Raw genomic sequence first — 12,436 nt, 5'->3', positions numbered from 1 at the left:
GCAAAACGATAAATAATTATTGACCAAAACAAAAAAAGGTTTGTTAAGGCATCTTAAATTGCCTCACAAACCTTTTCAAACATAAATATTTACACTTCAAATCTCTTACTTACTACAACATAAATCGCACATAATAGCACGAATATCCCAGCATAAATTAACAAAATTTCTACACTAAACATATCAGCCAATGGGCCAAATATGATCATTCCTAAAGGAAGCGCGCATGAATTAGCGATTTGTACAACACTAAACATACGCCCATGCATAGAAGGTTCTACTTTTTCCTGCAATAACACAGTAACTGGTGTATTGAAGCACGGCATTGTTATACCAATTAAAAAATTAAATACTAAATACATAATAAATATGGGTGCAATTCCTAGTCCAATCATAAGCAGTCCATACAACGCACAAGCTAGCGCTGTTGTATGCATACGATTACGGAAACCACCCCATGCCGCAATTAATACGCCACCAGCTGCTGCCCCCGCACTAAAAGTCATCTCACTAGCAGTAAGTCTCCACATTTCTGCACCGAAGGAACGAGTTACCATTAAAGGGGTTAAAAAGGCAGCTGGACTTATTAAAATCATGACAATGATTAATAAAACGAGTAGCCTTTTAATGCATACATTTTCTTTTAAATAAGCAAAACCTTCTTTTATGCCTTGTAGATTAGATTTTTGCTTACTCTCTGCATTCACATGTCTCTCCACTTGAATAATAAACATAATACTAATTCCAATCATAGCCGTAATAACATCAATAAAAAATGTCGTTTCAATGCTAGCAATAGAAAGAATTGCAGCACTTGCTGCTGGAGAAAGAAACATAATTAAAGATGTAATACTGCTATTTATCCCATTTACTTTCATAAGATGATCTTTCGGAACGATTTGTGGGATTAACGCATTCACAGCTGGCGTTTGTACCCCTGTCCCAGCTGAACGAATAAGTAGTACGATAAAAGGTAACCAAATACTTTTATATCCTGTTAAAAATAAACCTGCTAAAACTAACGTAGCAATTGCTATAACCCCGTCCGATAACATAATCATCTTTTTACGGTCATAACGATCAATCCAAACACCTGCAAACAAAGATATCGCAATTTGTGGTAGGAAACCACAAACGGTTGAAATGGTCAACATTAACCCTGACGATGTTGTTAAGGTGATATACCATATAATCGCGTATTGCACGAGAGAGGAACCGAACAACGAAATCGTTTGAGCGGTCAAAAATATAATAATTTTCTTTTTCCAATCATTTCTACTCATATGTTTCACACCCCCTTAACTAATCCTGTCTCTATATTAAAAATACTATCTGCCCAATCAAGATAAAAACTTGCTTCGTGAGATACGAGTATAACGCTCCCCTTAAACTGTATTAACGCCTTTTGCAAAGCTTCCTTCGCTTCTGCATCTAGGTGATTTGTCGGTTCATCTAAGATTAAGAAATTACAAGGTAATAATAATAATCCGCATAATTTAACCTTTGATTGTTCACCACCACTCAACGTACGAATTTCTTGTGAAACATGAGTATCCCTCACACCACATGCAGCTAAATGATGACGTATTTCCTTCGTATTCAGTTTTGGAAATCGTTCCGAAATAATTTGAAGCGGCGTTAAAGAATCATTACTCCAATTTAAATCTTGCTCATAATATCCCATCTTTATTTGCTCTGAAAAATGAAATTCTCCAGAAATACTAGAAATAATACCCATGATTGTTTTTAATAAAGTAGATTTCCCTACTCCATTGAACCCTGTAATAACAAATTTTTGCCCACCCATTACTGAAAAATTCAATTTTGGTAAGAGAGCAAAATCGTAACCAACTTCAAGGTTATTTACTTCAAGAACTGTCTGAACAGAAATAGGAAGTTCCTGAAAATGAATAGACGGTTTATGAGTAAAACTTGGCGGCGCAATTCTTTCCATACGCTGCAACTGCTTTCTACGTCCTTGTGCTATTTTGGAATTCACTCCAGCAATGTTTCTACGAATATACTCTTCCGTTTTTTCAATTTTCTTTTGCTGTGCATCATATTGGCGAATATAATCTTTTCGTAAATGCTCCTTTTGTCTTACAAAATCTGAGTATTTGCCGTAATACTTCTTCACCGTTCCAAACTCTACATCACATATGCAAGAAGTTACTTTTTCTAGAAAATCAAAATCATGTGATACTACAATAAACGCCCCTTCAAAATTCATTAAATAATTAGCAAGCCATTCAACATGCTCTTTATCAAGAAAGTTTGTCGGTTCATCTAGTAATAAAATATTAGGCTCTTCTAATAAAAGCTTTGCTAAAATCACCTTTGCCCGTTGTCCTCCGCTTAATTCACCAATAACACAATCCATCCCAATAGCGTCAATACCTAAACCGGCTGCCACCTTATTTATTACGCTGTCTACCGAATAAAAATCGCGAGCCTCAAGCTGCTCTTGTATTTCAGCTGCTTTCAATAGTTGATTCTCATCTCCAGTCATCGCACTTTCTTCATATAACGTATTCATCCTCTTTTCCATTTCAAACAAATCATAAAAGGCTCGCTTTACATATTGTGCAATGGTATAGCTCCCATCAATTTCTGCATATTGATCAAGATGTCCAATTTGAATATTAGGTTGCCACTTAATGCTCCCCTTGTCAGAAATAATTTCCCCCACCAATATTTTCATTAATGTGCTTTTTCCTGCACCATTCTGCCCAACAATCCCCATATGTTCTCCTTTATGCAAATCAAAAGAAGCATTTTCGTATAATGCTTTATCTATAAAACTATGTGATAAATTTTCAACTTTAAGTAAACTCATTTTTATTCCTCTTTTCCTGAAATTAAAAAAAGCAGAGAGATAGCGTCATTCGACACTAGCCCTCTGCTTCGTGGTTTTTCCCATACTACTCCAATTTACAGTAAAAGCTCATTGGAATAATATACACAAAGGGCCATAGACAAAGCATTGTCTATGGCCCTTAATCTATTTTATACATCAGCTGAAAAACCATAACGAAACAAGCATAGGTAAACTATACTTTTTTCGAAAAGTTATTCAGCCGATGAATATAGGGGATTTATGCCCCTTGATTAAGCTCCGTACAACGCTTCACCGTATACATTTGTGCGGAGCAAAGTTTTCTAATGAGTTTTACAAATTTTATATAAAGCATGTTCTGCACCTTCCTTAATACTTAAAAGGGATTTTAGCATACAGTTTTACGAAGCGTCAACATTACTTCCAAATCATTCAACTACTTGCTTTCAAAATATTCCTTCTGAAACATGCACATTCTTATCGCATTATGATAGTTACCATCCACGAAAAACTCGTCGAGAAGTTCACCTTCTACCATAAATCCAACTTTTTTATAAACATGTACTGCTTTTTCATTTTCCTTATCCACCACTAAATAAAGTTTATGCATATTTAATACAGAAAAAGCGTAATCCATCGCTAAACGCGTCGCTTCCGCTGCATAACCATGTCCTTGATAATTCGGATCAATAATAATTTGGAATTCAGTTCTTCGATGAATATAATCGATTTCCACTAACTCGACTAATCCAACCATCTCATTATCTTTCTCCAGGATAAAACGGCGTTCACTTTGATCATGGATATGTTTATCATATAAATCCTGCAGTTCTACAAAAGCTTCATACGGCTCTTCAAACCAATACGACATAATATGTGCATTATTATTAAGTTCATGTACAAACTTTAAATCTTCCCGTTCTAAAGGACGTAACTTCAATTCCTGACTCATTGCTATAACCTCCAAGTAAAAGAAACCTCTTCACTTAATTTCTCAATTTTTTTCAATTTCAAACGCCCTATTTTCATTGTAAACTTTCAAGTAACTTGAAGGTCAAGACATAAAAAGTAGTGCAAGCTACGCCTGCACTACTACTCTTTTCTCAAATCTCTCATATTCGATATGTATAAAGCAATAACTAAAACAAGAATGGATCCCGCATATAATAACGTCTCCATCGGTTTCTCATGAGATACGATAATTAATCGAATTAATGCCGTAATTCCAATATAAATAAAATAACGTAACGGGAAATGATAATTCGATTTGAAATACTTAATAATTAATGCGATAAACTCAAAGTATAAGAAGTAGACAATGATGCTTTCAACTAATTTATAGGACGTATACTTCTTCGCTGAAAATATGTATTGAATAAATGTGATTGTCTCGTTAATTAAAAAGATCGATAAGACAATGGACAATATAATTAGAGCTATATTTAATATCCACTGTAAAACACTCGCGATAAAATGATCGATATTAAATGATTTCATTTTCACATTAAACTCCCCTTCGTATAAGTACGTATTTATTATAGCAAAATTATGATTGGAGGTGTGTTAAATCATAGGTTCGTCCTTTGTTGTTGCCGGTGTAGGGAAGATTTAGTGTGTGGAGAATTCTGTTTACAATCATACCCGATGAAACATGTAGAAACTCTTTCAAATTACCGTTCGTACATGTCGTACTAATGAGCAATGCATAATCTCGTATAGCATCCTCATGTGCCACTTTTGAAAAATCTTTACAACTTGTACAACGCCAGCCTTTCTTCACTTTAACCATTGGAATAACTAAGCATTTCTCACATTGTACTCCATTTAGCAACTCCTCTTTTTCTATTTTATATTGCTCAAGTATATTTTGTTGAAGTGGAGAATGCTCCATTATTATTTGATGAATGAGCCTATCTACATTATCTATAACTTTTCTCTTATATTTACTTTCAAACCACTTTATTTTATGAGGTAAATTTGCACTGTGAATAATTGTATGAAGAAGATTGTCATCTGAAGATTTTATAATGGTACGAGGCGAGCTAATAACAACGAGGGACTCAATTGGACAACTAGAAGAAAATCCATGTAAGCTTAACCATTTCTTAAGTTGTATTTCTTGCCTTTTTATTTGTAAAACCGGATCTGGGAATCCCTCTGAATTTCCTTCTGTTATTCGGATAAGTTGATTGAACTTTGCATCAAACAGTAATGTACCTGCTATATTTTTTATCTCAAGAAAAAGAAGAAATTTTGTGGAAAGGATAATAGTATCAATTTGAAAGTATTGATCATGATTAGATAAGCGAACATCATGTAAAATACTATACTCTTTCTCAGAAATAAAACTAAGTGGATAATCAATCGCTTGCTCCCCTTTATACCCCGCCATGTGTTTTGCCAAGTTTTCTCCAATTAAATTTCGTTTCGGATGATGTACAGGTAACCTTCTAAGAAGTGCTTCTAACTGTCTTATATAAATCGGCATTTTTCGTTCTTTCACAATCACCTCAAACACCCCTTTACAAATATATCAATCATAACTCGCAATATATCAACGATTTTTCCAATATATCTATCACAACTCACAATATATCAACGATTTTTTCAATATATCGATTAGTCGACAATATTCTACACTACCTCACTCCAATCACCCACAGCATATCCTAAAAAAACACCATCAGCAAAAACTTAAAATCGCATTTCCTCATAACAAAAAACCATAACCCCGCACCTCCAGCAAAGTTATGGTTTTTATCCTACAATGTCACTCTACCTATACGTTTGCCGTGAATTCCACAAAATTCATCTGTACTTATACCAATTTTTACACAATGAAACTATATACGCGAAAATCGTTTCACGACGTTATTACTTCCACATAGTTGCAATTTATATAATAACGGTACAGTACAAATAACGTACTGAATCAATAAGTATGGGGGAATAAAGATGAACGAAGCGTTACTATTAGTAGACATACAAAATGATTACTTTGAAGGCGGCAATATGGAATTATATCAACCTGAAAAAGCCGTACAAAAAGCCAAGGAAGTATTGAAAGTATTTCGTGAAAAACATAAAACAGTCATTCATGTACAACATATTGCGAACAATGAAGGAGCTACTTTCTTCTTACCTGAAACAGTAGGTGTTCAAATTCATGATGATGTACAACCGATTGCTAACGAAAGAGTCATACAAAAACATCACCCTAACAGTTTTTTAAGTTGGCCGTAAACAAAAGAGCATAAACTTTTTAAAGTTTTATTCCTTCAATTGCCGCACTTTTAGCAACACTTGTCCAAGTAATAGGAATTTCATTTCAATCCATTTTACGTGAAGAAGTAAATCGACGCCGATTAACTATATGAGGAATTACATTATTAATCAGTGGGGGTTTTGTTCATCCCCCACCTAACTTCTTTGCTTTCGCTGAATTTTGAGGTGGGGGTCTTACTGCCCGTTAATGCGGGATAAAATTTGTGACTAAGTAAAAAAGCGCCCTACTTATAGGGCGCTTTTTTATACTTAATGATTAATACTAGCTGTTGGGTATAATGTTGTTCCTCCAATTGAAACTTTTATTTCATTTGTTAATGGAACATTTTGTTCATTAATAATTGTTCTCCACCATTCCCATGCAAGACCTGTACATTCTCTTGCTACGACCTTTATATTTTTTGAATTTGGTGGGAGAGGGATAACTGTAGAGTAATGAGCCGTTTTGTCTTTTCCGCTACCATCCCATGTTTTATGTGTTAGTACTTCATTACCCTTTTGGTCAAATGTGAATTCATCCCAAGATACATCAAATTGAGCAACGTAAGCACCGTAATGATCAAGTGTCATTTTAGCACTTGAATATTCTGTAGTTGTCGTTTCAATATAATCTGTATTGTTATGAACAGCAGCAGTTGCATTATCTTTTAAGAAAGTACTTGTATATGAAATTGGGTATGCTGGATTTTTAAGACTTAATTCAGCATTATCTTTAATGATATTTCGGATTTCATTGAAATCTTTAGTAACAACCTTGTTATGCTCTTTCGCATCTCCGCCTAATACTACAGCAGTAAAGGTACTTTCTTCAAAAATATCTTTGTACTGTCCACTCGTTTCGACGCTGTTATTCTTAAGTAGGGCTTTAAATGCAGCTTGTACATCTTTGCTCTTAGATGTTGTTTCTAATTTTACATAAACAGTTCTACCATAAGCTACATTTGAGACCATAACAGGTGGAGCCGAATTACTTACACCTTTACGAGTTAACTCACCAAAAGTAACACTATTATCAAAAAGATCGGATGGATTGTTAGGTAGTTCAGCACTTACGGTATAAAATATTTGCTTATATGCCGCTACCATCACTTTTTTCTCTCCATTTGCAACCGCATTAAAATCAATGTTTAGACTGTTATCAAGATATTTAGCGTTAACGTTAAGGGCACTTGCGATTTGTGATTTACTATAAACCATAGATTCCGTATACTGCATTCTTGCAGGTAACGTATGTGTTTTAGAATACTTTTCATTCCAAGTAGATACTAAATCGTCTACTGCTCCAGCTACATTACCATATGTCGGATTTTGGACAGTAATTGTATTTTCTTTTCTCATGCCAGGTAAGTCTATACTAATATTCAAAGGCTTTCTCTTCGCCACTAATAAACTAGGTTGATTGTCTGCAAAAGCTTTATTTGCAAGTTGTACCGCTCCTGGATACGTGCGATTCACTACAGAATCAATAATTGAAATATCGACTGGTGACGTTGTAAGTGATTTTTTCTCGCGTTCCACTACTACAAATTTACCATTTGAATTGATACTTTCTTTCGGAACAAAACTCTCTACTTTATCACCATTTACAGCTAAAACCTCTTGATTATTATATTTAAGATTTGCTATACCAGTATCAATGCCACTAGCATTTTTGGTTACATCAGTTGCATTACTGGCTTGTGTTTCTGCGAAGGAAATAGATGAATAATTAATAGTGCATAGACTAACTAATAAACATGCAAGGAACTTTCTTCTTTTAGTGTTTTTCTTAATATTCAGAAAAATCACCCCGTTCTTTTTTTAGTAAGATATGATAATGATTGATAAATGATAGCTAACTAATACACTTACATAAATGCTTTTAAAAGTTCTTGAATTAACGGGATTACGCCACCTACAAATTTCAAAACTGCCATTGCGATTTCCATATTATTTCCTCCTTTTTATTGCTACGAAAATGTGATTTATCTTTATGCCCTCATTATAGTGACCCCTTACACTTTTATCAATACACTCTGATATGCAATATTACATATAAAAGAAACAGGATGAATTCTTTTAAAAAGTTATACAGAGATATTTTTTTCGCTTGGTAGATACTTGAAAAGGTGAAGCATTCTTTTGCATTTTATGAGTAATCACGTAAAAAAAGCTGCTGCCTATAAACTACAGACAGCAACTTCAACTAGAGTAACTTGCATAATCTACACAAGCTACAGTATTTTTTTACATTTTATAACTAATAAACAGCGATTGGACCATAAGGACCATTGATAATTTCTATTTTTGTTTCAAAAATATCTGTCAAAATTGTTGGGTCCATAACCTCTTCTACTGTTCCAAAAGCAGCAATTTGTCCATCTTTCATAGCACAAATTTTGTCAGAGTATTTAGCTGCAAAATTTATGTCATGCATAACCGTCAAAATTGTTCTTCCAAATTCATTAGCCGCACGTCTCAAATGCTCCATCATTTGAACAGAACGAGCAACATCAAGGTTGTTCAGAGGCTCGTCCAACAGTACATATTCAGTCTCTTGGCACAATACCATCGCTACATATGCCCTTTGTCTTTGACCACCAGAAAGCTCATCTAAATATCTATTCTCTAAATTAGTTAAATCTAAGAAATCGATATATTTAGAAATGATAACCTCATCTTCTTTCGTTAATCTTCCCTTTGAATAAGGAAAGCGCCCAAATCCAACTAATTGTCTAACAGTAAGCCTAGTTACAAAATGATTTTCTTGTCGCAATATAGTCAAAACTTTTGCTAAGTCTTTTGATTTGGATTCAGAAACATCCATATTTGCTACTTGAATTTGACCTTCATCCATATCTAAAAGTCTTCCAATCATCAAAAGTGTCGTGGACTTTCCAGCACCATTTGGTCCAATTAAAGAAGTAAAGCCTGCTTTTGGTATTTCAATATCCAAAGGTCCTATTTTTACCTTATCAGTATAGAACTTTTTAACATTATCAATTTTTATCATAAAGCCCTCTTCCTTAAAACTATAGTTAAGAATATAATTCCACCAAATAATTCAATAATAACTGAAACCACGCCTTGAGCATGGAATACATGATACATTAAAAAATATGCACTCGTCATTATTAAAAATCCTATTGCAAAAGCCATTGGAAAAATGTATCTATGATCATACGTTGACGCCGCCTGATAACTCAAAGTTGCTACTAAAAAGCCGTAGAAAGTAAGTGGCCCGATTAAAGCTGTTGAAATGGACATTAAAATAGCTACTAATACAAGCGTATAAATTACACTAGGTTGATATTTAACTCCAAAAGAAGTAGCAACATCCTTTCCTAGTGACAAAACATTCAAATTCTTAGAATGAGCAAAAATTAATACCGCTACAATTATAATCATAGGAATTACAACAGGAAAATAAGCAGGATCTGCATGATTAACAGAACCAAATAATCTCGCTTGTAAAATATCAAATTCTGAAGGCGCAAGTAGTTTTCTCATGAAAGTTGACACAGAATTTAGCCCGGTACCAATAATAATTCCAACTAAAAGCATAAGTTGTAAATTCCCGTATTTACCGGAAAGTAACCAGCCATAAAGTATCAAACTCATGAAGACCATAACAACGACTTGAAATAAAAATGATCCAATTCCATTAAAATTGAGCAATGCACTAGCACCAAAGAAGAATATTGTACTCGTTTGAATTGCTGAATAAAGTGATTCGAAACCTAAAAGTGAAGGAGTAATAATCTTATTATTCGTAATAGATTGGAAAGCAACTGTCGATAAGCTATGGCAAACTGCAGCAATAATCATTGCAACAATAGCTACTATTCTTCTCTTAACAACTGGAATAAAAGAAGGTGAATCTATCGGAACTGGGTTGTTATAAACTAAAAGTCCATATGAAGAAAGGAGACCTAAAGCAATCAATGTTACCAGTACAATCCAATAACGTCTTGCTTCCTTCTTAGAACGAAAAGCACTAGCTGATCTACTTTCATTATGAAGGCTAGAATCGATTTCGACATTTTCTTTATTTCTATAATCTAATGTGATCATCGCAGCCTCCTTGGTTTTCTTCGTCTCAATAGAATAGTAATAAACACGACTGCCCCCACTGTTGCAAGTATTAAAGAAACAGGTACTTCAAATGGCTTTATAATTGTTCGAGAAATGATGTCACAGACAGTGATTGTCCCCATTCCGATCACACATACCCAAGGTAAATTACTCCTAAGATCATCCCCTCTAAACATGGAAACAATGTTTGGAACAATTAATCCCAAGAAAGGTAAGTTTCCAATAACAGCTGCAACAATTCCAACAGCAACAGAGATAAGGCCAGTCCCAAAAAGAACAATTCTATTGTAATTAACTCCAAGGCTTGTTGCGACATCTTCTCCTAGTCCAGCTAAAGTCAATCTATTAGCATACATAAAAATAAGCACAGTAATGATAACAATCAGCCATAAATATTCATATCTTCCCACCTGAATGTTAGCAAATGAACCTACAAACCAAGTTTCAATACTTTGCGTCATTTGAAACAGGAGTCCCAAAAAAGTAGACACTGCAGAAATAACTGCTCCAAGCATCAATCCGATAATCGGGACAATTAAAGACGAACGAAGTTTAACTCTTCTTAAAAATAGAAAGAAAATCATAGTTCCTATAAAAGAAAAAATGATTGCACCAGTCATTCTTTGAACTAAAGTCGGGGCAGGAAATAATAAATAGACAAAAAGCAGGCCTAAGCCTGACCATTCAATAGTCCCCGTTGTAGTAGGTTCAACAAAACGATTCTGTGTAATTAATTGCATTACGAGCCCTGCCATCGCCATTGCAGCTCCAGTAAGCATTAATGCAACAGTTCTCGGAACACGAGTGATGAAAAACATCTCCATTCCGTCCTCTTGTCCACGTATATCATAAACTCCAGTAAACAGTGATGTAATCCCTAAAATTATAACAACTATAACCGCTATTATAAAAGGTTTTGTCCATATTTTATTGTGATTATAAAACTGGGGTTGAGAAATATTCTCAACCCTAGAAATCATATTTTTTGACACTGTTTCGTACCCCTTTACACTACTTAGCTAAAGTTTTTGCAAGATTTCCAAATAACTCTACATAAGTCTGAATTGATTCATTTGTGTAAGTATCTTCTGGTGCATAAACAACTTGTTTTTTAGAAACAGCAGTTGTGTTTTGAAGAGCTGGTGATTTAGAAATAACATCCTTAGCAGGTGTTGACTTAGCTGCATCAGATGTTGCAGCATCACGATCTAATACGAAAAGCCAATCAGGATTTGTTTGTGCGATAGCTTCAACAGAAACGTCATCACCTTTATGACCTGCAGTAGAATTAGACACTTCTAATGCTGGAGTCCAACCGAAAATTTCATACATTGGTCCCCAAACACGACCAGAATGTGGAGCAGCAAAACCAATATTCCCACCAGTAACGATAACACTCATAACTTTATCTTTTCCGTTATAAGCAGATTTTGCTTTTTCAATAGATTTATCAAAATCAGCTACTAATTGTTTAGCTTCTTTATCTTTATCAAAGATTTTTCCTAGAGTAGTTGTAGAATTTTTAAGTCCATCTACTAAATTTTTTCCAGGCGTAGTAGATTTCTCAGAAACATCAAAATTAAGATCAATAACAGCTGCTTTTGGCACTAATTTTTTGATTTCTTCGTAATGATCAGCAAATCTTTGACCAACGATTACAAGTTCAGGGTTTGCAGCTGCAATAATTTCAAGATTTGGCTCACGGTGATTCCCAATATTTTGAACTTTTTCATCCTTTTTATATGCTGAATCAGCAGGCATGATATCCTTTGGAGCAGCCGCTAATTTAATTCCCCAATCAGCTAAAGTTTCAAAAGTTCTATTATCTAAAGCAACTACATTCTTTGGATTTACAGGTACAGTAACCTTTCCATGTGCATCAGTGATTTCAACCGTTTTTGGCTTATCACTACCATTATCTTTAGTAGCCTTCGAAGTTTCTTTACCTGAATCTGAGCAAGCTACTAACATTAAAGTGAAAATTGCTAGAATACTTACTAATTTTAAAAGCATAGTTTTTTTCATACGTATACTCCTTATAATGTAATTTAGTTCGAAAATGATAAAGTCCATAGATTGAATTAGATAGTAAATTCTATTCACCTAAATCAATATTGATAATCATTTTCATTTGAACATCCTGTTAATTAGTATAGTCATTAATTCTGTGAAAATCTTGTGAATGGTGCGAATTAATAAAACCAAGCATAAATTGGATGCAAGAAGTAATATTTAAAGTCA

10 protein-coding genes and 1 pseudogene are annotated in these 12,436 nt (G+C 34.2%); 1 reads left to right on the top strand and 10 read right to left on the bottom strand.

Going from position 1 to position 12,436, the window contains the following annotated elements; translation table 11 throughout:
- Positions 1–89 precede the first annotated feature (89 nt).
- The 5 genes from ACUN28_RS03555 to ACUN28_RS03535 all read right to left on the bottom strand — a co-directional run bounded on the left by ACUN28_RS03555 (position 90) and on the right by ACUN28_RS03535 (position 5,339).
- Positions 90–1,283, bottom strand: coding sequence for an MFS transporter (locus ACUN28_RS03555; protein ID WP_016136932.1), 1,194 nt, complete (start codon positions 1,281–1,283; stop codon positions 90–92).
- Between the two features lie 5 nt (positions 1,284–1,288).
- Complete coding sequence (locus tag ACUN28_RS03550; RefSeq protein WP_016085621.1) at positions 1,289–2,836, bottom strand: ABC-F family ATP-binding cassette domain-containing protein; 1,548 nt, start codon at positions 2,834–2,836, stop codon at positions 1,289–1,291.
- Positions 2,837–3,272: 436 nt separating this feature from the next.
- Positions 3,273–3,788 carry a spermidine N1-acetyltransferase gene (gene speG, locus ACUN28_RS03545; protein WP_016085620.1) on the bottom strand — a complete coding sequence of 172 codons (516 nt, stop codon included), beginning with the start codon at positions 3,786–3,788 and terminating at the stop codon, positions 3,273–3,275.
- A gap of 140 nt (positions 3,789–3,928) precedes the next feature.
- A complete protein-coding gene (psiE, locus tag ACUN28_RS03540; protein ID WP_016085619.1) occupies positions 3,929–4,333 on the bottom strand; it encodes a phosphate-starvation-inducible protein PsiE in 405 nt (134 codons plus the stop codon).
- Positions 4,334–4,382: 49 nt separating this feature from the next.
- Positions 4,383–5,339, bottom strand: a complete 957-nt coding sequence (locus ACUN28_RS03535; RefSeq protein WP_016085618.1) for a nuclease-related domain-containing protein — start codon at positions 5,337–5,339, stop codon at positions 4,383–4,385.
- Between the two features lie 452 nt (positions 5,340–5,791).
- On the opposite strand from ACUN28_RS03535, the pseudogene ACUN28_RS03530 reads away from it, so the two are divergent.
- Positions 5,792–6,067 (top strand): annotated as a pseudogene (locus tag ACUN28_RS03530) (isochorismatase family protein); the annotation flags it as partial.
- Positions 6,068–6,370: 303 nt separating this feature from the next.
- Here ACUN28_RS03530 and alo read toward each other — a convergent pair.
- The 5 genes from alo to ACUN28_RS03505 all read right to left on the bottom strand — a co-directional run bounded on the left by alo (position 6,371) and on the right by ACUN28_RS03505 (position 12,220).
- Positions 6,371–7,909 (bottom strand): anthrolysin O/cereolysin O family cholesterol-dependent cytolysin Alo, encoded by a 1,539-nt coding sequence (gene alo, locus ACUN28_RS03525; protein WP_000576724.1) that lies wholly within the window; start codon positions 7,907–7,909, stop codon positions 6,371–6,373.
- Between the two features lie 451 nt (positions 7,910–8,360).
- Complete coding sequence (locus ACUN28_RS03520; RefSeq protein ID WP_016085615.1) at positions 8,361–9,113, bottom strand: iron ABC transporter ATP-binding protein; 753 nt, start codon at positions 9,111–9,113, stop codon at positions 8,361–8,363.
- Complete coding sequence (locus ACUN28_RS03515) at positions 9,110–10,174, bottom strand: iron chelate uptake ABC transporter family permease subunit (protein ID WP_016085614.1); 1,065 nt, start codon at positions 10,172–10,174, stop codon at positions 9,110–9,112. Before ACUN28_RS03515 ends, ACUN28_RS03520 begins: the two co-directional genes overlap by 4 nt.
- A complete protein-coding gene (locus ACUN28_RS03510) occupies positions 10,171–11,187 on the bottom strand; it encodes an ABC transporter permease (RefSeq protein WP_098405041.1) in 1,017 nt (338 codons plus the stop codon). Before ACUN28_RS03510 ends, ACUN28_RS03515 begins: the two co-directional genes overlap by 4 nt.
- A gap of 19 nt (positions 11,188–11,206) precedes the next feature.
- Positions 11,207–12,220, bottom strand: a complete 1,014-nt coding sequence (locus ACUN28_RS03505; RefSeq protein ID WP_098405040.1) for a siderophore ABC transporter substrate-binding protein — start codon at positions 12,218–12,220, stop codon at positions 11,207–11,209.
- Between the last annotated feature and the right edge of the window lie 216 nt (positions 12,221–12,436).

Source organism: Bacillus sp. WC2507, from assembly GCF_052656125.1.
Note: the sequence above shows the minus strand (reverse complement) of the source record. Positions and strands in the feature narration are given on the sequence as shown.

Bases quoted from the DNA above. Each gene is read 5' to 3' on its own strand.
- speG (WP_016085620.1), bottom strand. From the start codon at position 3,788: ATGAGTCAGGAATTGAAGTTACGTCCTTTAGAACGGGAAGATTTAAAG.
- ACUN28_RS03520 (WP_016085615.1), bottom strand. From the start codon at position 9,113: ATGATAAAAATTGATAATGTTAAAAAGTTCTATACTGATAAGGTAAAA.
- ACUN28_RS03515 (WP_016085614.1), bottom strand. From the start codon at position 10,174: ATGATCACATTAGATTATAGAAATAAAGAAAATGTCGAAATCGATTCT.
- ACUN28_RS03505 (WP_098405040.1), bottom strand. From the start codon at position 12,220: ATGAAAAAAACTATGCTTTTAAAATTAGTAAGTATTCTAGCAATTTTC.
- ACUN28_RS03555 (WP_016136932.1), bottom strand. From the start codon at position 1,283: ATGAGTAGAAATGATTGGAAAAAGAAAATTATTATATTTTTGACCGCT.
- psiE (WP_016085619.1), bottom strand. From the start codon at position 4,333: ATGAAATCATTTAATATCGATCATTTTATCGCGAGTGTTTTACAGTGG.
- ACUN28_RS03550 (WP_016085621.1), bottom strand. From the start codon at position 2,836: ATGAGTTTACTTAAAGTTGAAAATTTATCACATAGTTTTATAGATAAA.